Consider the following 24,138-nt stretch of genomic DNA (forward strand, 5'->3'; position numbering starts at 1 on the left):
GACGTAGGGTCGGGGCGTGATCGTGGTGAGCAGGTTCCGTGTGCCCGAGTGCGATGCCGGCGAGTTCCGGGCCGCCCTGGCGCAGGCCCACGCCGCCCTCGCGGCGTGCCCCGGGTACGCCGGCGGGACGGTCGGCCGCAACGTCGATGACCCCACCCTGTGGGTGCTCACCACCACCTGGGAGAACGTCGGCTCCTACCGCCGGGCGCTGTCGTCGTACGACGTGAAGCTGCGGGCGGTGGCCGTGCTCTCACGGGCCCTGGACGAGCCCAGCGCCTACGAGGTGGTCACCGGGGACACCGTGCTGAATACCGGGTCGCCGAGGTCGTTAGGCTGATCCCTCAGCCCGCGAACCAGACCGGCAGCCAGCCGGCCATCGAACAGGAGCAGTTGTGGCCAAGCCGCCCGCCTCGACCCTCGACCAGGTCGTCTCCCTCTGCAAGCGCCGGGGGTTCGTCTACCCGTGCGGCGAGATCTACGGCGGCACCCGGTCGGCGTGGGACTACGGCCCGCTGGGCGTGGAGCTGAAGGAGAACATCAAGCGCCAGTGGTGGCGCTACATGGTCACCGCCCGCGAGGACGTCGTCGGCCTCGACTCCAGCGTGATCCTGCCGACCAGGACCTGGGAGGCCAGCGGCCACCTGAGCACCTTCAACGACCCGCTGACCGAGTGCCAGTCCTGCCACAAGCGCTACCGCGAGGACCACCTGCAGGAGGACTTCGCCTCCCGCAAGGCCGGCAAGGGCGAGCCCGTGGACCCCGACTCGGTCGACATCAACGAGTCGGTGCCCTGCCCGAACTGCGGCACCCGTGGCGCGTGGACCCCGCCGCGCGCGTTCAACATGATGCTCAAGACCTACCTGGGCGTGCTCGAGGACGAGTCGGGCCTGGCCTACCTGCGGCCCGAGACCGCGCAGGGCATCTTCTTGAACTTCCAGAACGTCGTGACCTCGAGCCGGAAGAAGCCGCCGTTCGGCATCGCCCAGATGGGCAAGAGCTTCCGCAACGAGATCACGCCCGGCAACTTCATCTTCCGCACCCGCGAGTTCGAGCAGATGGAGATGGAGTACTTCGTCAAGCCGGGCGACGACGAGGAGCTGCACCAGTACTGGATCGACGAGCGGACCCGCTGGTACACCGACCTCGGGATCAACCCCGAGAACATCCGGCACTACGAGCACCCGAAGGAGAAGCTCAGCCACTACTCCAAGCGGACCGTGGACATCGAGTACCGCTTCGGCTTCTCCGGCCGCGACTTCGAGGAGCTCGAAGGGGTCGCGAACCGCACGGACTTCGACCTGACCCAGCACTCCACGTTCTCCGGCCAGGACCTGTCCTACTACGACCAGGCCGCCAACGAGCGCTACATGCCCTACGTCATCGAGCCGGCCGCCGGCCTGACCCGGTCGCTCATGGCGTTCCTGATCGACGCCTACACCGAGGACGAGGCGCCGAACACCAAGGGCGGCGTGGACAAGCGGACCGTGCTGCGCCTCGACCCGCGGCTGGCGCCGGTGAAGGTGGCCGTCCTCCCGCTCAGCCGCAACGCCGACCTGTCGCCCAAGGCGCGCGACCTCGCCACCGAGCTGCGCCGGAACTGGAACGTCGAGTTCGACGACTCCGGGGCGATCGGTCGCCGCTACCGCCGCCAGGACGAGATCGGTACGCCGTACTGCGTGACCGTCGACTTCGACACCCTCGACGACCACGCCGTCACCGTCCGCGAGCGCGACACGATGAAGCAGGAGCGGATCGGCCTCGACGCCATCACCTCCTACTTCGCCGAGCGTTTCGTCGGCTGCTGACGGCACCGGCCATGCAGACTTCGACCATGGGTTCCCGGGTCGCGCCGCTCGGCGTGCTGCTCGCGTCCGGCCTGGCGGCCACGCTGGTCCTCGGGGGCTGCTCGGGGGGCGGGGACACCACCGCCTCGGCCGCGGGCTCCGCGACCCCGTCGGGCTCCTCGGGCCCGGCCGACCCAGGTCCGGCTTCGGGGCCGGCTTCTGGCCAGGCCTCGGTCGCGGCCTCGCCGTACCTCCCGGTGCCGGACGGCGTCGAGCTCACCGCCCAGGGCAGCGAGCTGCAGCTCGGCGACGACGCCGTCGTGGCCTACCGGCCGCGGCAGGGCACGATCGGGGCGCTCGACCTCAAGGTCACCGGCCTGGAGCGGACCACGTTCGCGCGCTCCTTCCAGGGGTGGCAGCTGGACAAGGCCACCCGCGCCACCAGCCCCTACTTCGTGCACGTCACGGTCCGCAACGTCGGCGACACCGATCTCGGCGGGAAGCCGGTGCCGCTCTACATCGTCGACGGGCACGACACGCTGATCGAGTCCTCCACGTTCGCCAGCTCGTTCAAGCCCTGCCCGAGCACGCCGTTCCCGAAGAAGTTCGGCCACGGCGACACCGTGAAGACCTGCCTGGTCTTCCTCTCGCCCCGGCACGGCGACCTGACCGCCGTGAGCTTCCGGCCCAGCCAGGAGTTCAACCCGATCACCTGGACCGGCAAGATCGCCGAGGCCGACGCGCCGGCGTCCGGCAAGCACCACCGGAGCGGCAAGGGCTCGAAGAGGCACGGCGGCTCGAAGCAGGGCTGACCCGGCGGCCCCCGGCGGAGCCGGCGCCGGTTTCCGCCCGCGCTGGCGGCCGGGGACAATGGTGCCCATGTCTGCCGTGCCGACCGTGACCGACCAGTCCGCCCCGGGGCTCACCCTCGGGTCGGTCCACGTCGAGACCCCGGTGGTGCTCGCCCCCATGGCCGGCATCACCAACGCGGCCTACCGGCGCCTGTGTGCCGAGCAGGGGGCCGGCCTCTACGTCTGCGAGATGATCACCTCCCGGGGGCTGGTCGAGGGCGACCAGCACACCCGCGACATGCTGGTCTTCGACGACGCCGAGACGGTCCGCTCGGTCCAGCTCTACGGCTCCGACCCGGTCTACGTCGGCAAGGCCGCGGAGATCCTCTGCGCGGAGTACGGCGTGGCCCACATCGACCTGAACTTCGGCTGCCCGGTGCCGAAGGTGACCCGCAAGGGCGGCGGGGGCGCCCTGCCCTGGAAGCGCGGGCTGCTCGCGCGGATCCTCGAGGCCACGGTGGCGGCCGCGACGCCGTACGACGTCCCGGTGACCATGAAGACCCGCAAGGGCATCGACGAGGACCACCTGACCTACCTCGACGCCGGACGGATCGCCCAGGAGGCCGGCGCGGCCGCGATCGCCCTGCACGGCCGCACCGTGGCCCAGGCCTACTCCGGCGAGGCGGACTGGGACGCGATCGCCGCCCTGGTCGAGCACGTGGACATCCCGGTGCTCGGCAACGGGGACGTCTGGGAGGCCGCGGACGCGGTGCGCATGGTCGAGCAGACCGGTGTCGCCGGGGTCGTGGTCGGCCGCGGCTGCCTGGGCCGCCCCTGGTTGTTCCGCGACCTGGCCGCCGCCTTCGCCGGCGAGCAGGTGGCGACCCTGCCCACCCTGGGCGAGGTGACCTCGATGATGCGCCGCCACGCCGAGCTGCTGTGCCGGCACATGGGGGAGGAGCGGGGCTGCAAGGAGTTCCGCAAGCACGTCTCGTGGTACCTCAAGGGCTTCGCCACCGGCGGCCAGCTGCGCCGCTCGCTCGGCCTGGTCGACAGCCTCGCCACGCTCGACGCCCTGCTGGCCGAGCTGGACCCCGCCGAGCCGTTCCCGGTCTCGGAGCTGGGGAGCCCGCGGGGCCGCCAGGGCTCGCCCCGGGCCAAGGTGGCGCTGCCGGAGGGCTGGCTCGACGACCGCGACGGCAGCGACTGCTTCCTGCAGGAGGAGGCCACCGAGGCCACCGGCGGATGACGGGCCGGCATACCCCAGATGGGGGGTACGTGCCGTCGCAAGGTAGCCCGTCTGTGCTTCACTCGGCGCGCGCTGCCGGTCCGTGCCTCCGCGGTCGGCAGCAGTCTCGGGCACATCCCTGACAGCGACAGCAAAGGACAAGCGCTGTGGCGCACCGCCACCGGCGGGAGACCGCCGTCAGCCGCGCGGCCGGGGCGATCCTGGTCGCCGGACCGTTCGCCGTGGTGGCGGCGCTGGCCGCGGTGCTCCTCGCCGTGTCCTCGCCACTCACGGCACCCGCGCGCGACGCGGCGAGCCCGGCGCGATCGGTGGCCCCGGCGCCCCCGTCCTCGCCCCGGGCCGATGCCCTCTCCCGGTCGGCGTCACGGCTCGCCCTGCGGGGCCGGCGCTCCCTCGAGCAGCTCCACGCCGCCTACCACCGGCGGGTGACCCGCGAGGCGACCCGTGAGGCGACCCGTGAGGCGACCCGTGAGGCGATCCGTGGCGCGCACGCGCACCTGTGGACCACCGCCGCGCTGAACCTGTGGACGGGGCCGGGCGGCGGGGCCAGGGACGTCGGCGTCGTCGACCGGGGCGAGCGGGTCCTGGTCACCGGACGGCGTACTGGCGACCGCGCCGAGGTGGTCGTCGACGGCGAGGCCCGCTGGGTCACCGCCGCCTACCTGTCCCGGGAGCGGCCGGCACCCACCCCGGCGCTCACGCCGACGCCGACGCCCACGCCGACGGCCGCACCCACTCCCGCGCCCACGCCGACGCCGACGCCCACGCCCACACCCACAGCCGCCGGCCAGCCGGCGACCGGGCTGTCCACCGCACCGTGCCCGGACTCCGCCGTGGAGAGCGGACTGACCCCCAGCGCGGTGCTCGTCCACCGGGCCGTGTGCCACGCGTTCCCGCAGATCCACGCCTATCTCGGCTACGACCCCCACGGTGAGCACGCCTCGGGGAAGGCGATCGACATCATGACCAGCGACGTCGCGCTGGGCACCTCGATCGCCCACTTCCTGCAGGCGCACGCCGCCGAGCTGGACCTCTACGACATCATCTGGCGCCAACACATCTGGACCCCGGTGCGGGCGAGCGAGGGCTGGCGGCTGATGCCCGACCGCGGGTCCCCGACCGCCAACCACGACGACCACGTGCACGTCTGCACCAACTGACGCGGACGCGGGGTGCCCCCGGGAGCGCGTCCCCCATCCGGGTGGGCGAAGTTGCGACGGCATGGTCAATGTGTGCTTGACTCTGGGCTCGTTGCCGTTCTGTTACCCGAGCGCGGCGGCGTTCTCGGACCTGACCCCCGTCAGCAACAGCAAAGGATCAGCGCTGTGGCCATCCGCCACAAGCGGGACGCCGCTGCCCGCCGCAAGCCCCGTGCCGCCCTCGTGGCCGGCCCCCTGGCCCTCCTGGCCACCGGCACCGCCGTCACCCTCGGCGTGCTGGGCTCCGACCCCGCGCCGAGCGCCGTGCTCGCCCAGGAAGCCACCACCACCGGCATCAGCCGGGCCGACGACATCGTCTCCCGCTCGGAGTCGCGGCAGGCCGCCGCTCGTGGCGAGCGCTACATCATGCGCCTCCAGGACGGCTACGACGCGCGGCAGACCCGGCACGCCGTCACCCACGCCCACGTGCACCGGTGGAGCACCGCGCTGCTGAACCTGTGGGCCTCGCCGGAGAAGGGCGCCGAGCAGGTCGGTCTCCTCGACGCCGGCTCCAGGGTCCTGATCACCGGCCGCGCCGAGTCCGGCCGGGTCGAGCTGGCCGTGGACGGGAAGTCCCGGTGGGTCACCGCCGGCTACCTCAGCGCGTCGAAGCCCGAGCCGCAGCCCAAGCCGGAGCCCGCCACGTCCCCGTCCTCGGGCTCGCCGTCCACCTCGTCGCGGACCGCGCCCGCCGGGCTGTCGACCGCGCCCTGCCCCGACGGCAGCGTGGAGAACGGGCTGACGTCGGGTGCGGTGCTGGTCTACCGGGCCGTGTGCCACGCCTTCCCGCAGATCACGTCGTACGGCGGCTGGGACGCGCACGGCGAGCACGCCTCGGGCAAGGCGATCGACATCATGACCAGCGACAAGGCCCTCGGCGACCAGATCGCGGCCTTCCTCCAGTCCCACGCCTCCGAGCTGGGCCTCTACGACGTCATCTGGTGGGACCGGATCTGGACGCCCGAGCGCGCCGCCGAGGGCTGGCGGGACTACGGCGACCACGGGTCGGCGACCGCCAACCACATGGACCACGTGCACGTGTCGGTCAACTGACCCGACGCGCGGGCGCCGGTGCGTCGGCGGCCGCGGATAGGGTCGGCGCCGATGGACTCCCTGGAGCAGTACGACGCCGCGTCGCGCGAGCGGCTCGTCCCCGAGCCGCCCAAGCGCGTGGACGCGCCCGAGCGCACGCCGTTCGAGCGTGACCGCGCCCGCGTGGTGCACGCGGCCGCCTCCCGGCGGCTGGCGGCCAAGACCCAGGTGGTGGGCCCGCAGACCGACGACTTCGTGCGCAACCGGCTGACCCACAGCCTCGAGGTGGCCCAGGTCGCCCGCGACCTCTCCCGGGCCCTGGGCACCCACCCCGACATCGCCGAGACCGCCGCGCTGGCCCACGACCTGGGCCACCCGCCGTTCGGCCACAACGGCGAACGCGTGCTGGCCGAGCTCAGCGAGCGCTGCGGCGGCTTCGAGGGCAACGCCCAGACGCTGCGCCTGCTCACCCGGCTGGAGGCCAAGACCCTCGACGCCGCGGGCCGGTCGGTCGGGCTCAACCTCACCCGGGCCACCCTCGACGCCTGCACCAAGTACCCCTGGTCGCGTAGCCAGGCCCGGGCGCCGGGCGGGGTGCACGCCGACGGCTCGCCCCGCCTGGTGCGCAAGTTCGGGGTCTACGACGACGACCGGCCGGTCTTCGACTGGATGCGGGCCGGGGTCGAGGGCACCCGCCGCTGCCTCGAGGCGCAGGTCATGGACCTCGCCGACGACGTGGCCTACTCCGTCCACGACGTCGAGGACGGGGTGGTGGCCGGCCGGATCGAGCTGACCCGGCTCGACCACGCGGCGCTGTGGGACACGGTCCGCGACTGGTACCTCCCCGAGGCCTCCGACGACCTGCTCGAGGCCGGGCTGGCCGGACTGCGGGAGCAGCAGAGCTGGCCGACCGCGCCGTACGACGCCTCGAGGCGGAGCCTGGCCGCGTTGAAGAACCTCACCAGCGACCTGATCGGCCGGTTCTGCGGGGCGGTCCAGCACGCGACGTTCGCCGGCTCGGCGGGACCGTTCGCGCGCTACTCCGCCGACCTCGTGGTCCCCGAGCGCGCCCGGGTCGAGATGGCGGTGCTCAAGGGCATCGCCGCCCACTACGTGATGCAGGCCGACGACCGGCTGGCGACGATGGTGCGGCAGCGCGAGCTGCTGGCCGACCTGGTCGCCCGGCTCGCCGATCGCGGTCCCGACGAGCTCGAGCGGGCCTTCGCCGACGACTGGCGCGCGGCCGGCGACGACGCGGGTCGGCTGCGTGTGGTGGTCGACCAGGTGGCCTCGCTCACCGACGCCAGTGCGGTGGCCTGGCACGAGCGGCTGCGCCGGCACCGCTAGCCTCACTGGCGTGAGTGCACCCCTCGTCTGGCTCCCGTTCGACCCCGAGCGTCTCGGTGAGCCGCCGTCGGGACTGCGCTACGAGGTGGTCGACCCCACCGAGCACGTGCCCGACAGCGTGGCCGAGGTCGAGTTCTACGTCCCGCCCTACCAGGTCGGTCGGCGCGTCGGGGAGGTGCTGCCCCGGATGAGTGCGCTCAAGGTGGTCCAGACGATGACCGCCGGGGTCGACAACGTGCGCGCGTACGTGCCCGAGGGCGTCCTGCTCTGCAACGGCCGCGGCATCCACGACACCTCCACCGCCGAGCTCGCGGTGACCCTCACGCTCTCCTCGCTGCGTGGCGTGCCCGGGTTCGTGCGGGCCCAGGACCGGGGGGAGTGGGACGCGCAGTGGCGCCCGGCGCTGGCCGACAAGCAGGTGCTGCTGGTCGGGTACGGCGCGATCGGCGAGGCCATCGACGCCCGGCTGCGGCCGTTCGAGGTCGACGTGGTCAGGGTGGCCCGCTCCGCCCGCGCCGGGGTCCACGGCATCGACGAGCTGCCCGCGCTGCTCCCCGGGGCCGACGTGGTGATCCTGATCCTGCCGCTCACCGAGGCCACCCGCGGCCTGGTCGACCGGGAGTTCCTGGACCGCATGAAGGACGCGGCCCTGCTGGTCAACGTCGCCCGCGGCCCGGTCGTGGACACCGACGCCCTGGTCGCCGCCCTGCACTCGGGCCGGATCTCCGCGGCCCTCGACGTGGTCGACCCCGAGCCGCTGCCCGGCGGCCACCCGTTGTGGTCGGCGCCGAACCTGCTCCTGACCCCGCACGTCGGTGGGGCCAGCAGCGCCATGTGGTCGCGCGCCCACCGGCTGGTCCGCGACCAGCTGCGGCGCTTCGCCGCGGGCGAGCCGCTGGCCAACGTGATGACGGGGGAGTACTGACTCCTGTGGAGTGCCGCCCGGAGGCCCCGGCGGCGCCCGTAGACTCCGCAGCGTGGCCGGGAGGATTCGCGAGGACAGCATCGCCGAGGTGCGCGAGAAGGCGCGCATCGACGAGGTCGTCTCCTCCTACGTGAGCCTGCGCAACGCCGGTGGCGGCTCGCAGAAGGGCCTCTGTCCCTTCCACGACGAGAAGTCCCCGTCGTTCCACGTCACGCCCTCGCGCGGCTTCTACCACTGCCTCGCCGCCGAGACCCGGGTGCTGACCTGGGACGGCGTGCGCCCGATCAGCGAGCTCGCGGGTGGCACCCACAAGGTGCTCGGCGCGGGGGGAGACTGGACCGATGCGCCGTTCAGGTCCTACGGCGTCCAGCGGCTCCACCGGATCGTGCTGACCAGGCGCCGGCAGCAGAAGGAGATCCACGCCACCGACGGGCACCGCTGGTTCGTCCGTGCGGGCCTCGAGGACGGGGCCCGGCGCGAGGTGACCACCTCGAGGCTCGAGCCCGGCGATCGCCTGGTGACGAGCGTCCCTCGTGACGGCACCGGTGGCACCGGGGGCGCCGGCGGCCCCGGGCGCTCCGAGCAGGACTGGGTGGTGCGGTCGGTCGAGGCGACCGACCGCGTCGAGGAGGTCTTCTGCGCCGAGGTGGAGGACGGTCACGCGTTCACGCTCGAGGACGACATCCTCACCGGCAACTGCTTCGGCTGCGGCGAGGGCGGCGACGTCATCACCTTCGTGATGAAGCTCGATGCCCTGAGCTTCGGCGAGGCGGTCGAGCGGCTGGCCGACAAGTACGGCGTGCAGCTGCGTCGCGAGGACGGCGACGTCCGCGACGACCGGCCGAAGGGCCCGCAGCGCAGCCGGCTGATCGAGGCGCACCGCGAGGCGCAGGAGTTCTACGCCGGCCAGCTCGCGACGCCCGAGGCGCTGGCCGCCCGCCAGTTCCTCGCCGAGCGGGGCTTCGACCAGGCCGCGGCCGAGCAGTTCGGCGTCGGGTTCGCGCCGCGCGACGGCGACGCGCTGTTCAAGCACCTGCGGGCCAAGGCGTTCAGCCAGGAGGAGCTGGTCACCGCGGGCCTGGTGGCGGTCGGCCGCTCGACGTACGACCGCTTCCGCGGCCGGCTGCTGTGGCCGATCCGGGACGCCGGCGGGGAGACGATCGGCTTCGGAGCCCGCCGGATCTTCGACGACGACCGGATCGACGCGAAGTACCTCAACACCGCCGAGACCCCGATCTACAAGAAGAGCCAGGTGCTCTACGGCCTCGACCTGGCCCGGCGCGAGATCGCCCGCTCCTCCCAGGCGGTGATCGTCGAGGGCTACACCGACGTGATGGCCGCCCACCTCGCCGGCGTCGGCACTGCCGTGGCCACCTGCGGCACCGCCTTCGGCGACGAGCACGCGCGGGTGCTGCGCCGGTTCCTCAACGACCACGAGGAGTTCCGCGGCGAGGTGATCTTCACCTTCGACGGCGACGCCGCCGGCCAGAAGGCGGCGCTGCGGGCCTTCGGCGGCGACCAGAACTTCGTCTCCCAGACCTATGTCGCGGTCGAGCCCTCCGGGCTCGACCCCTGTGACCTGCGGATCCAGCAGGGCGACGCGGCGGTGCGTGAGCTGGTGGCGCGGCGGGTGCCGCTCTACCGCTTCGTGCTGTCCAACGTCGTCGGCAAGTTCGACCTCGACCGGGCCGACGGCCGCATCGACGCGGTCCGGGAGGCCGCCCGGCTGGTCGCGTCGATCCGCGACCAGTCGAAGGTGACGGCGTTCGCCCAAGAGATCTCGAAGATGGTGGGGGCCGACATCGACACCAACCAGGTCCTGGCGGAGGTGCGCCGGGCCGCCTCTCGTGGCCCCGGCCGCGACGAGCGACGGCCCGACCGGCGGCCGGACCGCCAGCCCGGGGCTGCCGATTCCGCGCCGGCCGCGCCGCCGCGTCGGGCGGTCCCCGACCTGCGCGACCCGCGGTTCTCGATCGAGCGGGAGACGCTGAAGCTGGTCATCCAGCACCCGATGACGATCGGCCGGATCACCGGCGACGTGGGCGTCAACGACTTCACGCACCCCACCTACCGCGGCGTGTGGGAGCTGGTCGCGGCCGCGGGCGGTCCCGGCGCCGGGGCCGGCGACCCGGCCTGGGCGAACCGCCTGCGGGACGCAGCCACCGACCCGGCGGTCTCCTCGGCGATCAGCGCGCTCGGGGTGGAGCCGCTGCTGACCGCCAAGGAGCCGGACGCGTCGTACGTCGCGCTGCACGTCTTCCGGCTGCTCGAGCTCACCACGATGCGCCGGATCGCGGAGCTGAAGTCGCGGCTGCAGCGCACCAACCCGGTCGAGCACCCGACCGAGTACAACCGGATGTTCGGCGAGCTCGCCGCCCTCGAGCAGCACCGGCGCACGCTTCGCGAGCGCACCGTGAGTGCCCAGTGAGTGCCCAGTGAGTGCCCAGTGAGGCTGCCCCGCCGGGCGCGGCCCCCGCTCGAGGTGGCGGAGGGCGAGCGGGTCCTGGCCTGGGCGGAGGCGCCGGCGGGGGTCGTCGCCGGCACCCGTGACGCGCTCTACGTCCGGCTCTCGTCGTCGCCGGGGGAGTCCGGCGCGGCCCGCATCCCCTGGGAGCTCGTGGAGGCCGCCGACTGGGACCGGGAGACCTCGGTGCTGCGGGTCAGCGAGGTCGGCTCGTGGGGGGAGCGCCGCCCCGAGCACCGGGTCACGCTGGAGGAGCCGGGCCGGCTCCTGGAGCTGGTCCGCGAGCGGGTCACCGCCAGCGTCGTGCTGCAGCGGCACGTGCCCGTGCACGGGCGCCGCGGCCTGCGGGTGATCGCCCGCCGGGCGCCGCGCGGTGACCGGCCGATCAGCTGGGTCTTCGAGTACGACGAGGGCGTCGATCCCGGCGATCCCGAGGTGGTCCGGCTGGCCGGGGAGGCCCTGGCCGCCGCCCGCGAGGAGGTCGGCACGCTGTGAGGTCGGGCCCGGCGCGCCCGATTTCGCCAGCGGGGAACCGGCTTGCTAGTGTTTCCCGCGCTGCACAGCGATCCCCTGTAGCTCAACTGGCAGAGCATTCGGCTGTTAACCGGAGGGTTGTTGGTTCGAGTCCAACCGGGGGAGCCAACCAGGACGGGCCCGTCTCATCGAGACGGGCCCGTCCTGCGTCTCCGGCCAGGGTCTCGGGCAAGGGTCTCGGGCCAGGTCCCAGCGGCGGGAGCTCCAGCCCGGCCTCAGGCGGCCGCGCCCACCGGCTCGTCCTCCTCGACCGGCTCGTCACCGAGGACGTCGCGGCCCCGCGGGGCGTGGTAGGCCTCGAGGTCGAGGATGCCCTCGCGCTTGGCGACGATCGTCGGCACGAGCGCCTGGCCGGCGACGTTGGTCGCGGTGCGCATCATGTCCAGGATCGGGTCGATCGCGAGCAGCAGCGCGACGCCCTCCACGGGCAGGCCGAGCGTCGAGAGCGTCAGCGTCAGCATGACCACGGCGCCGGTGAGGCCGGCGGTGGCGGCGGAGCCGATCACCGAGACGAACGCGATCAGCAGGTAGTCCTGGAGCCCCAGCGGGACACCGAAGACCTGCGCGACGGTGATCGCCGCGAGCGCGGGGTAGATCGCCGCGCAGCCGTCCATCTTGGTGGTGGCGCCGAACGGCACCGCGAACGAGGCGTACTCCAACGGCACCCCGAGGTTGCGCGTCGTGACCCGCTGCGTCAGCGGCATGGTGCCGACCGAGGAGCGGGAGACGAAGGCGAGCTGGATGGCCGGCCACGCGCCGGAGAAGTACTTCGCGGGGGAGAGTCCGTGCAGCTTCGCCAGCAGCGGGTAGACGCCGAACAGCACCAGCGCGCAGCCGACGTAGACGTCGACGGTGAACGTCGCGAGCGGGGCCAGCAGGTCCCAGCCGTAGGTCGCGACCGCGTTGCCGATCAGGCCGAGGGTGCCCAGCGGGGCCAGCCGGATGATCCACCACAGCACCTGCTGGACCACCGCGAGCAGCGAGCTCATGAAGCCCAGGAACGGCTCGGCGGCCTCGCCGGCCTTCAGCGACGCGGCGCCGATCGCCAGCGCGACGACCACGATCTGCAGCACGTTGAACGACAGCGCGCCGTCGGCGACCGACAGGCCCAGGAAGTTGGCGGGCACCAGTCCGGTCAGGAAGTCCAGCCACGAGCCGGTGGTGCCGTCGTACGACGTGCCCGCGGCGGCGAGGTCGGCGTGCTGGCCGGGGTTGGTGAGCAGGCCGATCGTCAGGCCGATGACGACCGCGATGAGCGAGGTGATCATGAACCACACCAGGGTCTGGGTGGCCAGCCGGGCCGCGTTGGCGACCTGGCGGAGGTTGGCGACGCTGACGACGATCGCGGTGAACACCAGCGGCGGGACGGCGGCCTTGAGCAGGCCGACGAAGATGCCGCCGACGGTCGCCATCGTGGTCGTCAGCCAGGAGACGTCCTGGGTGCGGGCCACGAGGCCGAGCAGGACGCCGACCAGGAGGCCGCCGACGATCTGGACCCAGAAGGGGGTCCGGCGCAGGGATGAGAGCACGAGTGTTGCCTTTCGACGGGTGGGACTCCGTCCACAACAAGGGCGCCCCGGCGAGGGTTCCGCGACCTCGGGTGAGGTCCCTCACGCAGCGGTGGCGCCGCTACTCGCCCCAGCCCATCGGAAAGACCTCGAAGGTCGCCGCGAAGCCGACGCCCAGGGCCTGCCCGCTCTGCCGGGCGAACCCCTCGAGGAACTCCCGCGCGTCGAAGTCCGCCCAGCCGAGTCCGTCGATGTAGGCGCGATGCGCCTCGAGCGAGGCCACGCCGAGGTCGAAGGTGTGGGTCGTGTCGACGGCGTGGGTGGCCTGGGGCGAGCCGAACGCCCACACCTCGCGCACGCCGCCCCAGGGCTCGACCCCGTCGGCGAGCTGCTCGGGGAAGACCCAGCGGTTGCCGGCGTCGCGGACCGCGTCGACGACGGCCCGCCCCACCGCCACGTGGTCGGCCTGGTTCAGGTTGCGGCCGCCCCAGGTCTCGCGGAAGTTGCCGGTCACCACGATCTCGGGACGGTGCCGGCGCACCGACCCGGCGATCGCGCGGCGCAGCGGCACGCCGTACTCCAGGACGCCGTCGGGCAGGCCGAGGAACTCGACCTCCTCGACGCCGACCACCCGGGCCGAGGCCACCTGCTCCTCCTCGCGGACGGCGCGGCAGGTCTCGGGCGCCATGCCGTCGATCCCGGCCTCGCCGCTGGTGACCATGCAGTACGCCACGGACCGGCCCTGGCCGGTCCACCGGGCGACCGCCGCGGCCGCCCCGAACTCCAGGTCGTCGGGATGCGCGACGACGCACAGGGCGCGCTCCCAGTCCTCCCGCACCGGGTCCAGCCGCTGGGGCTGACCGGCCTCGCTCGCCTCGCTCATGACACGAGCATGCACCCGGGACCGCGTCGCCGGACAGCCTCGGGCGGGATCGGCTCCTCGCGTGGCCGGCCCGGTCCGGCGGGCGGCTCACGGGGTGGTGGCTACCGTGACCGCCATGAGCTTCCGCCTGAGCCGCCTGATGTCCACCGCGACCGCCGGGTACGGCGCGTTCGCGCTCGCCCGCCCCGCCCACCTGCCCGACGCCCTGCAGGCTGACAAGTCGGACCGGTCCGGGCTGGAGCTGCTCGCCCGGACCTACGGGGTGCGCGACCTGGCGATCAGCGCCCTGGGCGTCTTCGGGCGGTCCGAGCGCACCGTCCGCGCCGCGATGCTGATGCGCATCGCGATGGACCTGGGCGACTCCGCCCTGCTGGCGACCCGCACGCGCGACGACGCGGTCCGCCGCAAGGTGCTGGCCGTGACGATCGGCTGGGCCAGCCTCAACACCCTCGCGCTGCTCGTCGACGCCCGCCGCGCACGACGCTGAGGGGCGCCGCGCCGGGAGCTACGTGAGCCGGTCGGCCAGCGCCACGGCGTCGTGCGGGGCGTGGCCGCGGGCGTCGTTGTCGAAGTAGACGTAGACGTCCTCGGTGCGGGCCCACGCCCGGCAGCGGTCCGCCCACTCCTCGAGGGCGCCGGGCCCGTAGCCGCTGGTGTACAGCTCCTGGTCGCCGTGGAGGCGCACGTAGCGGAAGTCGGCGGTGTCCTCCACGACCCGCGGGAATCGGCCGGCGGTGTCCGCGACCACGCAGGCGACCCGGTGCTGCCGCAGCAGCGCGTAGGCCTCGGGCACGCAGAACGTCGGGCTCCGGAACTCCAGTGCGTGCCGCAGTGGCCGGTCCTCCTCCGCGGTGACCAGCGCGCGGTCCTCGGCGACCTTGTCGTCGTGCTCGGCGGCGAGCGCGGCCGCCTCGGCGGTGGTCCGGGGCAGCTGCCGGAGGAAGTCGTCGATCCGGCCGGCGTCGAAGGGCAGGTTCTCCGGCAGCTGCCACAGCACCGGGCCGAGCTTGGGCCCGAGCGCCAGCACGCCGGACGCGAAGAAGTTGGCGAGCGCGGTCTCCACCCCGCGCAGCTTCTTCAGGTGGGTGATGAAGCGCCCGCCCTTGACCGCGAAGACGAAGTCCTCGGGGGTCTGCTCACGCCAGGAGGCGTACGACGAGGGCCGCTGCAGGGAGTAGAACGAGCCGTTGATCTCGACCGTGGCCATCCGCTCCGCGGCGTACTCCAGCTCGCGACGGTGGGGCAGTCCGCGCGGGTAGAAGTCCCCGCGCCAGCCGGGGTAGCTCCAGCCCGAGATGCCCACCCGGATGCGCCCCATGCCCCGACCCTAGACGGCCCGACCACCCCCTCGGGCACCAGCCGCGCCCCGGGTCGCCTCGTCCGCGGCGGGTGAGGGAGCCAGGCCGGGGGCTCGCGCACGATGGGAGGAGCCGCGGGAGGGGAGCCCGATGACCGAGATCGCCGCCACCGACCGGGCGGCTGCGCGCCGGCTGGTGCTGCCCCTGGCGCTGGCCCAGTTCATCGCCAGCTACGCCGCGACGAACATGAACGTCGCGATCAGCGACATCGCGCACGACCTCGACACGACGATCTCCGCCCTGCAGACCACCATCACCCTGTTCACGCTGACGATGGCGGCCCTGATGATCCCGGGCAGCAAGCTCACCGACATCTGGGGCCGCAAGCGCTGCTTCCTGCTCGGGCTGGTGGTGTACGGCGCCGGCGGCCTGCTCGCGACCCTGGCGTGGGGGATCGGGGCGCTGATGGTCGGCTACTCGCTGCTCGAGGGGGTGGGTTCGGCGCTGATGATCCCGCCGATCTACATCCTGATCACCGTCGCCTTCGACGACGTGCGGACCCGGGCGCGGTACTTCGGCGTGGTGAGCGGCGCAGCCGGTCTCGGCGCGGCCACCGGACCCCTGCTCGGCGGGTTCCTCACAAGTGCGTTGAGCTGGCGGGCCTCCTTCCTGGGCCAGGTGCTCGTGGTGGCCTGGGTGCTGCTGCTGGCCCGCAAGATCACCGACCGGCCCCGCGAGGGCGCGGCGGTCCCGGGCTTCGACGTGCTCGGCGCGGTGCTGTCGGGGGCGGCGATGGTCTGCCTGGTGCTCGGTTTCCTGTCGACCTCGACGTACGGCTGGCTCACGGCCAGCAAGGACCTCGACGTGGGCGGCAGGACCGTGATCCCCGAGGGCAGCCTCGCCCCGGTGTGGTGGCTCCTGCTCGCCGGCGCGGGTCTGGTGCTCTGGTTCTTCCTGCACGTCCGTCGGGGCGAGCGCTCGGGCCGCGAGGTGCTGCTGCGGTTGCGGTTGTTCCGCAACCGGACCGCCAACCTGGGCCTGGGCACCCAGCTCGCGCAGTGGCTGACCATGCAGGGCTCGTTCTTCGTCATCTCGGTGTTCCTGCAGGACGCGCGCGACTTCAGCGCCATCGAGACCGGCCTGATGCTCACCCCGGCCACCGCCGGCATCCTCATCGCCGCCGCACGGGCCGAGCGGATGGCGCAGCGGCTGTCGCAGCGCTCCCTGGTCGTGGCCGGCTTCGCCTGCACCGCGCTGGGGATGGCGCTGCTGCTGGCGCTGGTGCGCTCGGACTCCGGGTTCTGGAGCTTCCTGCCGGGGCTGCTGCTGATGGGGCTGGGCCTCGGGGTGATGCTGACCGCGTCGGTGAACGTCGTCCAGTCCAGTTTCCCCGACAGCGACCAGGGCGACATCTCCGGGCTGTCTCGCAGCCTCAGCAACCTCGGCTCCTCGCTCGGGGTGGCGATCGCCGGCTCGGTGCTCGTGGCCGCCCAGACCCGGGCCGGCCACCCGTTCGGCGTCGCCCTCGGCGTGCTGACCGGCTTCGCGCTGCTCGGCCTGCTGCTGGCCTGGCTGATCCCGCGTGACAGCCCCGCCGGCCGGCTGCCGGACCGGGCCTGAGTCACGCCCCGGCGGCCGCCCGACTAGGCTCCCGGTCTCGAGGGGCGGTAGCTCAGTCGGTCAGAGCAGAGGACTCATAATCCTTGGGTCGTGGGTTCGAGCCCCACCCGCCCTACGAGTCCGCAGGTCAGGCGCGACGCCCCTGTCCACGGACGCGACCGACGCCCTGGGCGCCGTGCCCAACGACCCTGACCGGCGGTGGGGCCGGGACGCAGGCTGGGGGCATGTCCCCCCTGCGGGCGCACCCCCGGGCCTGGCTGCTCGTCGCTGCCGCCGTCGCGGTCGTGCTCGTCGTCGCCACCACCGCAGCAGCGGTGATCGCGCTGCAGCGCGGGGACAGCGGCATGCCCGCGGGGCAGGGCACCGGTGACCGGAGCAGCTCAGGCAGCGGGGGCCGGCCAGGGACGCCCTGGGCGTGGATGCGCGGCGGGCAGGTGTACGACGAGGCCGACTACCTGAGCCGGATGGTGGCCCACCACCAGGAGGCCGTCACCGCCGCCGAGCAGCTCCAGCGCTCCGACCGTCCCGAGCTGCGGGCCTTCGGCGCGGAGATCGTCAGGGCCCAGTCCGCCCAGATCGACCAGATGGAGGCATGGCTCCGGCGGTGGTATCCCGACCAGCCTGCCGACACCGGCTACCGGTCGATGATGCGCAACCTGTCCGGCCTCTCCGGCGCGGCGCTGGACCGGGCGTTCCTGCGCGACATGATCATCCACCACATGGCCGCGGTGATGATGTCCCGGCAGCTGCTCGCCCGGGGGCTGGACGTCCACCCGGAGGTGGCAGGCCTGGCGCGCGCCATCAGCGGCCAGCAGCACGCCGAGATCCTCCGGATGCAGCGGTGGCTGCACGTCTGGTACGGCGAGAGCCGGCAGGGCGGCCACGGCTGGATGACCGGCCGCGGCCACCGCTGGATGATCGGCGACATGGGGCCCTCGATGATGCGCTGATCCGCCACCCGCAAGCGACGGATCAGCGAGCCGGACGGCGAGCCGGTGCGCGTCCGGGTGCCCGGCGAGGTGCCCGGCGAGGTGTCCGCACCCCCGACGGGAACCTCGCGCCCGGTGGCATGCCCTGACGCGGTGCTCCGCCCCATGCGCCCCATGCATCACACCGCGGCGCGCCCGGTCGGTCCGGGTGCGCCTCGTCGCGCCGTGGGAGGCGGCTCGTGAGCGAAAAATTGTTGGGCGTGTTGCGCCGAAATGCCTCCGTGGCCCCGGGGATAGGAGTTAAGTGCGAGCGATTGTCTCGATTCTGTCTCCTTCCACCTGGAGCGTGCATGCACAACATCCGACGCACCTTGGGGGCCATCACGGCCGGCACCGCCGGTCTCGCGATGACTCTCTCCGCAGGACTTGCCACCACGGCGTACGCCGGCCCAGCGCCGGGCGACGACGCCCCCATCAAGCTGACGCCCAAGGGCGAGATCGCCGCTGAGTTCCACGGCGCCGACGAGGCCGACGCGGGGGTCGAGAAGCTGCGCGACGCCTACTACTGGAGCCGGCTGCTGTCCGGCGACGAGCCGATCGACCTCAGCCAGGCCGCGCGGCTCCGCCTCAAGGCGGCCAACCGCACCGACGCCATGAGGGCCAGCACCGCCCGGCGCGACGCCCACGGCGCGGGCGGGGGCGGCACCTGGGTCAACCAGGGCCCCGACCCGATCGTCCAGGTCGTGCGGACCACGAACTCGTTCGCGGCCATGTCCGGCCGGGTCGGCGCGCTCGCGATCCGCAAGGACGGCACCATCCTCGTCGGTGGCGCCCAGGGCGGAGTCTGGAGCTACGACTCCAGCGAGGGCCCCGACGGCACCTGGACCCCGCGCACCCAGGACACGGACACCCAGTCCGTCGGCGCCCTGGCCGTGGCGCCGAGCAAGGACCGGGTCGTCTACATGGGCTCCGGCGAGGGCAGCCTCGCCGGTGACTCCTACTACGGCGACGGCATCTACCGCTCCAAGAACGGCGGGATGAGCTGGCAGCACGTCTCGAGCAAGTTCACCGGCCAGGCGGTCACCGACATCGCGGTGGACCCCCACCACGCCAACGTGCTCTACGCCTCCACGGTCCGCGGCCGCGGCGGCTCGCACCGCACCTCGGCACCGACCGAGGTGAAGTACGGCGTCTGGGGCTCGCGCAACGGCGGCCGGACCTGGACCCTGCTCAAGGGCACCAAGAACCAGCTGCACGGCGCCACCGACCTCGTGATCGACCCGCAGAACCCGAAGGTCCTGTGGGCCTCGTTCTGGGGCAAGGGCATCTACCGCTCCACCAACTCCGGCCACAGCTGGAAGAGCGCGATGGGCGATCTGCCCGACGGCAAGTTCAACGCCGGCGGCACCCGGTTCTCCCTCGGCCTGTCCCACCCGGCCTCGGACGCCCAGGCCACGGTGTACGTCGGGTTCGACTACTACGACAGCAAGGCGAACTACCACCCCGCCCAGATCTGGAAGACCACCGACGACGGCGCCCACTGGGCCTCGGCGGTCGGCTCCACGACCGGCGACGACTCGGTCGTCGACTACTGCGGCACCCAGTGCTTCTACGACAACGAGGTCAAGCCGGACCCGACGAACCCCGACGTGCTCTACGTCGAGGGCTCCTACGGCTACAACAACTCGCCCCCGTCCGGCGGCATCTACCGCTCCACCGACGGCGGGCAGACCTGGAAGAACCTCGGCCTGGACCTGCACCCGGACTTCCACGCGATCGCCTTCGACCCTGCGAACACCGATCACATCGCGATCGGCAACGACGGCGGCGTCTGGCAGTCCTTCCACCAGGGGGGTCGCACCAACGACGGCGAGACGCTCGCCGACACCGACTGGCAGGACCTCAACGGCACGGTGGACCCGAACACGGGTGCGCTGATCCACTCCACCAACCTCAGCATCGGGCAGTACGTCTCGATGCAGACGGTGCCGCAGGTCGAGGGCCAGTACTGGGGTGGCCTGCAGGACAACGGCACGCTGCGCAAGTCGACGGTCAACGACCGGTGGTTCGACCAGGCGAGCGGTGACGGCGGGTACGCCCAGGTGGACCAGTCCACGGTGAACCCCAACGCGCCGACCGCGCTGCCGGCGTACGTCTTCGGGGAGTACTACGCGATCTCGCCGTACCGCTACGACCCGACCGAGACCGGCACGATCTTCGGCAACGAGATGATCGACGGCGGGATCAACCCCAAGGACCGCTCCGAGTTCTACGTGCCGATGACCCTGAACCAGGGCAACACCAACCAGATGTTCCTCGGCACCTACCGGCTCTACCGCACCGACAACGCCGAGACCGAGTCGGCCGCGGACGTGACCTGGAAGCCCATCTCGGGCGACCTGACCAGCGGGTGCGAGCAGACGGCCTCGAACGGTGCCCGCGGGTGCGTGATCTCCTCGGTCGGCGTCTCCGACGGCGGCACCGGTGTCTACGTCGGCACCGACGAGGGCTGGATCCAGGTGAGCCCCGACGCGACCACGAGCGACGATCCGTCGTGGACCCGGGTCGGCACCGACGTGCTGCCCGGCCGCCCGGTCGACCAGATCGCCGTCGACCGCTCGAACTGGCGCATCGCCTACGCCGGCTTCGCCGGCTTCGACAAGGCCACCCCGGACACCCCGGGCCACCTGTTCGCCACCACCGACGGCGGCAAGCACTGGAAGAACGTCACGGCGAACCTGCCCGACGTCCCTGTGGACACGGTCGTCATCGACCCGTCGAACAACAAGACCGTCTACGTCGGCACCGACGTGGGCCCGTTCATCAGCACGAACGCCGGCCGGTCCTGGACCCGCCTGGGCACGATGCCCAAGGTCGCCGTGTGGCAGATGGACTACGACGCCAGCCACGGCATCCTCGCGGCCGGCACCCACGGTCGCGGCGCGTACACGATGAAGAACCGGGGCCCGCTCCCGGCGCTGCTCGTGTCCAAGTCGGAGGCCACCGAGAACATCGGCCCCGGCAAGACGATCCACTACACGATCACCGTCAAGAACATCGGCAACCAGGACGCCACCGGGGTGACCGTGACCGACCCGCTGCCGGCGTACACCCGGTCGGCCAACATCGGCCAGGGCGGTCACTTCGACACCGACGGTGCCCGCTGGGACGGCGTCACGGTGCCGGCCGGCGACAAGGTGGCGCTGACCTTCTCGGTCCGCGTGGTCGACAACCTGCCGGCCTCGGTGGAGCAGATCATCAACGACGGCATCACCGTGACCTCGGCGCAGGGGCCCGGCGCGACGGGCAGCCCGTTCGTCACCCCGATCGCCCCGAAGCACGCCGTCTCGATCTCGCCCGACCAGGACACCCAGGGTGCCAAGGCCGGTGACCGGACGACGTTCACCGAGACGCTCACCAACGACGGCTACGAGGCGGACAGCTACGCCCTGTCGGTCTCCGGCAACCAGTGGCCCGCCACGGTGTACGCCGACGACTGCACCACGCCGCTCGCGACCACCGACCCGGTGGCCAGCGGGGACTCGACCGACGTCTGCGTCAAGGTCGACGTACCGGCCGGTGCGGCCAACGACGCCACCGACACGGCCACGCTGAAGGCGACCTCGGTGGCGGACTCCTCCGTCTCCGACACCGCCGACCTGACCTCCATCGCGGTCACGGTCGACACCCTGGTCGTCGACGAGGACACCAACGACCCGGTGGACTCGCGGCCGTACTACACCGACGCCCTGGACGCGAACAACATCGACTACAGCGTCTGGGACCTCGGCGACAAGCCGCAGCTGCCCGAGTCCTACCTCACGGCCCACTCCAAGGTCGTGTGGTTCACCGGCAACAGCTACCCGGCTCCGATCGGTAGCTACGAGCACGAGCTCAAGGCGTTCCTGGACAACGGGGGCTCGCTGTTCCTGTCGGGCCAGGACCTGCTGGACCAGGCGGCCGGTACGACGGACTTCGTCCACGACTACCTGCACGTCGACTGGGACGGCTCGGAGGCGCAGAACGACAAGGCCACCAAGGCCGTGCACGGGGTCACCGGCAACCCGGTGACCGACGGCATCGGGGCGGTCCCGCTGGACCACTCGGTCTTGCAGGCGAACTACGAGGACGAGATCACGCCGATCGGCGGGGCCGAGGCCGCGTTCACCGACGACAGCACCAACCCGGACGCGCTGTCGTTCGCCGGTGACTACAAGGTCGTCTTCGCCGCCTTCCCGTTCGAGGCCTACGGCACGAGCTCGGACAAGTCCGACCTGATGAAGCGGGTGTTCGGCTTCTTCGGCTGAGACCCGACCGGCACCACCGGACCCCCGTCGCGCATCGCGCGGCGGGGGTCCGCCGTTCCCGGATCAGTAGCCGGAGTAGCCCGACCCGCCGGAGGACGAGCCGCCCGACGTCGCCGCCACGTGCTGGACCGTCGCGCCGGCGGGGGAGAGCAGGTACCACAGGGCCCCGAACCCGTTGAGGCCCTCGCCGTTGGTCTGGCCGGCGGCCGAGTCCCCGGCGTAGTAGTAGAGGGGGTGGCCGCCGTAGGTGACCTGCTTCGACCCGTCCGAGCGGGTGATCGTGCCGAGCATCGCGGCCTTCGCGCCGGCCGAGGCCTGGGGAGCCCCGGTGGTGGTCAACGGCGGCCAGGCCGAGACGCAGGGACCGGTGCAGGTCGACATCTTCCCGTGGTCGGACTCGAAGAGGTAGACGCTGCGGCCCGAGCCGTCGGTGAGGTAGCCGGTCGACCCGCCGTGGGTCGCGACCTGAGCGGGTCCGGAGCCGGACGACGGTGTCGAGGTGGTGCCCGAGGGGCTCTGGTACGAGGATCCGCCGCAGGCCGCGAGCAGGAGCGCCGGTGCCGCGACCACCGCCCCCACGAGCACTCCGGTGCGCGTGCGCCGATCAGACATGTCCTGCCTCCTTCCGGACGGGAGCCCCCTCGATGAGGGCTCCTCGACAGGAGGTACGGCGCCCGCCCGGCGCAGGTTCAGCCACGTGCGGTAGGACGTCGACCGGTGCGTCGGCGCAGCGTCCCTTCCGTCACTGCCGCACACACCCGTGACGAACAGGTGACGCATACCCAAATCGGCCTACTCGCAAAGGGCACCGGGGGGCCCGCCCGAAGGGACCTTGGTCCCTGTCTGCTGCCGGCACCCACTGGTCACCATGCTTGACAGGGAGGCCTGATGAGCAACCAGACGACGTCCGAAGGTGTCATGCGCGCACACCGCGGCGCACCGGGTGCGGACACCGCTGCGACCGCCCCCGGCGTGGCCGATCTGCACCGGATCCTGCTCGAGACCGCCTTCGAGCTCACCGCCGAGTTCGACGGGCTCCCGGCCGGGTCGGTGATGCGGTGCTTCGGGCGCTCGGTGAAGCTCGCCCGGGCCCAGGGCGCCACCGGCCCGGGGCTCCCGGAGGCCGCGCGCCGGATCGCCGCGTCGAGCCTGCGCAAGCGCGCCGCAGGCGGACGGCACCCGGTCTGGACGCTGGCCGCGACCGCCTGACCCCGCTCGTCGGCCCGCCGTCACACGATCGGCTCAGCGGTGGCCGGCGATCGCGTGCGGGACGTAGCCGGCGCCGAGCTCCTCGACCTCCTCGGCCGTGAGCTCGAGGTCCACCGCAGCCACGGCGTCCTGGAGGTGGTGGGGCTTGGTCACCCCGACGATGGGGGAGGTGACGACCGGCTGCGCGAGCAGCCAGGCCAGAGCGACCTGGGCCCGTGAGACCCCGCGCCGCTCGGCGAGCCGCGCGACGGTCTCCACGATCGTGCGGTCCTCGTCGCGGTAGAGCGTCCCCCCGAACTCGTCGGTCTCCGCCCGCGCGGTCCTCGCGTCCCAGTCCCGGGTCAGCCGGCCGCGGGCGAGCGGGCTCCACGGGATCACGCCGACCCCCAGGTCGGCGCACAGGGGGAGCATCTCCCGCTCCTCCTCCCGGTAGAGCAGGTTGTAGTGGTCCTGCATCGAGACGAACGGCGTCCACCCGTTGACCTCGGCCACGTGCTGGGCCTTCGCGAACTGCCACGCGTACATCGACGACGCGCCGAGGTAGCGGGCCTTGCCGGCGCGCACGACGTCGTGCAGGGCCTCCATGGTCTCCTCGATCGGGGTGCCGGGGTCCCAGCGATGGATCTGGTAGAGGTCGACGTGGTCGGTCCCGAGCCGGGACAGCGAGGCGTCGATCTCCTGCAGGATCGCCTTGCGGGAGAGCCCCGCCCCGTTCGGTCCGGGGTGCATCCGCCCGTGGACCTTGGTGGCGAGGACGACGTCCTCCCGGCGGGCGAAGTCGCGCAACGCCCGGCCGGTGATCTCCTCGCTGCTGCCTCCCGAGTAGACGTTGGCGGTGTCGAAGGCGTTGACGCCGGCCTCGAGGGCGTCCTTGATCAGGGCCCGACCGGCCTCCTCGTCGAGGACCCAGGGGTGCCCGCCGCGAGTGGGATCACCCCAGCTCATGCAGCCCAGCGTCACCGCCGAGACCTCGAGGCCGGTGTTGCCGAGCTTGCGGTAGCGCATGGGTGTCTCCCCTGAGGTCGTCGGTCATGATCGCCCCGATCGTTGCACCCCCGC

The 24,138-nt window shown here is 72.6% G+C and carries 20 protein-coding genes and 2 tRNA genes; 17 read left to right on the forward strand and 5 right to left on the reverse strand.

Going from position 1 to position 24,138, the window contains the following annotated elements; all coding sequences use genetic code 11:
- Positions 1-16 precede the first annotated feature (16 nt).
- The 11 genes from BJZ21_RS07375 (at position 17) to BJZ21_RS07425 (ending at position 11,433) form a co-directional block, all read left to right on the forward strand.
- Positions 17-337 (forward strand): antibiotic biosynthesis monooxygenase, encoded by a 321-nt coding sequence (locus BJZ21_RS07375; protein ID WP_179663152.1) that lies wholly within the window; start codon positions 17-19, stop codon positions 335-337.
- 55 nt (positions 338-392) lie between these two features.
- Positions 393-1,805 (forward strand): glycine--tRNA ligase, encoded by a 1,413-nt coding sequence (locus BJZ21_RS07380; protein ID WP_179663153.1) that lies wholly within the window; start codon positions 393-395, stop codon positions 1,803-1,805.
- A 26-nt stretch (positions 1,806-1,831) separates the two neighbouring features.
- Positions 1,832-2,596, forward strand: a complete 765-nt coding sequence (locus BJZ21_RS07385) for a hypothetical protein (protein ID WP_179663154.1) — start codon at positions 1,832-1,834, stop codon at positions 2,594-2,596.
- A 67-nt stretch (positions 2,597-2,663) separates the two neighbouring features.
- Positions 2,664-3,824 carry a tRNA dihydrouridine synthase DusB gene (gene dusB / locus BJZ21_RS07390; protein WP_179663155.1) on the forward strand — a complete coding sequence of 387 codons (1,161 nt, stop codon included), beginning with the start codon at positions 2,664-2,666 and terminating at the stop codon, positions 3,822-3,824.
- A gap of 146 nt (positions 3,825-3,970) precedes the next feature.
- Positions 3,971-4,984, forward strand: a complete 1,014-nt coding sequence (locus BJZ21_RS07395; protein ID WP_179663156.1) for a VldE C-terminal domain-containing protein — start codon at positions 3,971-3,973, stop codon at positions 4,982-4,984.
- 165 nt (positions 4,985-5,149) lie between these two features.
- Positions 5,150-6,076, forward strand: coding sequence for a VldE C-terminal domain-containing protein (locus BJZ21_RS07400; protein WP_179663157.1), 927 nt, complete (start codon positions 5,150-5,152; stop codon positions 6,074-6,076).
- Between the two features lie 51 nt (positions 6,077-6,127).
- On the forward strand, positions 6,128-7,402 hold the full coding sequence (locus BJZ21_RS07405) for a deoxyguanosinetriphosphate triphosphohydrolase (RefSeq protein ID WP_179663158.1): 1,275 nt from the start codon (positions 6,128-6,130) through the stop codon (positions 7,400-7,402).
- Positions 7,403-7,412: 10 nt separating this feature from the next.
- Positions 7,413-8,327 carry an NAD(P)-dependent oxidoreductase gene (locus BJZ21_RS07410; protein WP_179663159.1) on the forward strand — a complete coding sequence of 305 codons (915 nt, stop codon included), beginning with the start codon at positions 7,413-7,415 and terminating at the stop codon, positions 8,325-8,327.
- A gap of 52 nt (positions 8,328-8,379) precedes the next feature.
- On the forward strand, positions 8,380-10,755 hold the full coding sequence (gene dnaG, locus BJZ21_RS07415) for a DNA primase (RefSeq protein WP_179663160.1): 2,376 nt from the start codon (positions 8,380-8,382) through the stop codon (positions 10,753-10,755).
- Between the two features lie 18 nt (positions 10,756-10,773).
- Positions 10,774-11,286 carry a hypothetical protein gene (locus tag BJZ21_RS07420; protein WP_218851368.1) on the forward strand — a complete coding sequence of 171 codons (513 nt, stop codon included), beginning with the start codon at positions 10,774-10,776 and terminating at the stop codon, positions 11,284-11,286.
- Between the two features lie 71 nt (positions 11,287-11,357).
- Positions 11,358-11,433 (forward strand) — tRNA-Asn (locus BJZ21_RS07425).
- A gap of 107 nt (positions 11,434-11,540) precedes the next feature.
- Here BJZ21_RS07425 and BJZ21_RS07430 read toward each other — a convergent pair.
- Together BJZ21_RS07430 and BJZ21_RS07435 are read right to left on the reverse strand one after the other, a co-directional pair.
- On the reverse strand, positions 11,541-12,854 hold the full coding sequence (locus BJZ21_RS07430; RefSeq protein WP_179663161.1) for a cation:dicarboxylate symporter family transporter: 1,314 nt from the start codon (positions 12,852-12,854) through the stop codon (positions 11,541-11,543).
- Between the two features lie 100 nt (positions 12,855-12,954).
- The gene (locus BJZ21_RS07435; protein WP_179663162.1) at positions 12,955-13,716 is read right to left on the reverse strand and encodes a PIG-L deacetylase family protein; all 762 of its coding nucleotides are present in this window, start codon (positions 13,714-13,716) and stop codon (positions 12,955-12,957) included.
- 115 nt (positions 13,717-13,831) lie between these two features.
- On the opposite strand from BJZ21_RS07435, the gene BJZ21_RS07440 reads away from it, so the two are divergent.
- A complete protein-coding gene (locus BJZ21_RS07440; protein WP_179663163.1) occupies positions 13,832-14,203 on the forward strand; it encodes a hypothetical protein in 372 nt (123 codons plus the stop codon).
- A gap of 18 nt (positions 14,204-14,221) precedes the next feature.
- Here the strand turns inward: BJZ21_RS07440 and BJZ21_RS07445 are convergent, their stop codons facing one another.
- Positions 14,222-15,034 carry a DUF72 domain-containing protein gene (locus BJZ21_RS07445; RefSeq protein WP_179663164.1) on the reverse strand — a complete coding sequence of 271 codons (813 nt, stop codon included), beginning with the start codon at positions 15,032-15,034 and terminating at the stop codon, positions 14,222-14,224.
- 130 nt (positions 15,035-15,164) lie between these two features.
- On the opposite strand from BJZ21_RS07445, the gene BJZ21_RS07450 reads away from it, so the two are divergent.
- The 4 genes from BJZ21_RS07450 (at position 15,165) to BJZ21_RS07465 (ending at position 21,870) form a co-directional block, all read left to right on the forward strand.
- Positions 15,165-16,634, forward strand: a complete 1,470-nt coding sequence (locus BJZ21_RS07450; protein WP_179663165.1) for an MFS transporter — start codon at positions 15,165-15,167, stop codon at positions 16,632-16,634.
- A 41-nt stretch (positions 16,635-16,675) separates the two neighbouring features.
- Positions 16,676-16,749, forward strand: a tRNA-Ile gene (locus BJZ21_RS07455).
- Positions 16,750-16,858: 109 nt separating this feature from the next.
- Positions 16,859-17,584 (forward strand): DUF305 domain-containing protein, encoded by a 726-nt coding sequence (locus BJZ21_RS07460; protein ID WP_179663166.1) that lies wholly within the window; start codon positions 16,859-16,861, stop codon positions 17,582-17,584.
- Positions 17,585-17,913: 329 nt separating this feature from the next.
- Positions 17,914-21,870 carry a DUF11 domain-containing protein gene (locus tag BJZ21_RS07465; RefSeq protein WP_179663167.1) on the forward strand — a complete coding sequence of 1,319 codons (3,957 nt, stop codon included), beginning with the start codon at positions 17,914-17,916 and terminating at the stop codon, positions 21,868-21,870.
- Between the two features lie 63 nt (positions 21,871-21,933).
- On the opposite strand, the gene BJZ21_RS07470 is transcribed toward BJZ21_RS07465, so the two are convergent.
- Positions 21,934-22,482, reverse strand: a complete 549-nt coding sequence (locus BJZ21_RS07470) for a COG4315 family predicted lipoprotein (protein ID WP_179663168.1) — start codon at positions 22,480-22,482, stop codon at positions 21,934-21,936.
- A 276-nt stretch (positions 22,483-22,758) separates the two neighbouring features.
- On the opposite strand from BJZ21_RS07470, the gene BJZ21_RS07475 reads away from it, so the two are divergent.
- Entirely contained in the window at positions 22,759-23,079 is a 321-nt protein-coding gene (locus BJZ21_RS07475; RefSeq protein ID WP_179663169.1) for a hypothetical protein, read from the forward strand.
- 33 nt (positions 23,080-23,112) lie between these two features.
- Here the strand turns inward: BJZ21_RS07475 and BJZ21_RS07480 are convergent, their stop codons facing one another.
- Positions 23,113-24,084: an aldo/keto reductase gene (locus tag BJZ21_RS07480; RefSeq protein WP_179663170.1), complete on the reverse strand. Its 972-nt coding sequence runs from the start codon at positions 24,082-24,084 to the stop codon at positions 23,113-23,115.
- Positions 24,085-24,138 lie beyond the last annotated feature (54 nt).

Origin of the sequence: Nocardioides panaciterrulae, assembly GCF_013409645.1 — a bacterium.
Classification (GTDB): Bacteria; Actinomycetota; Actinomycetes; order Propionibacteriales; family Nocardioidaceae; genus Nocardioides; species Nocardioides panaciterrulae.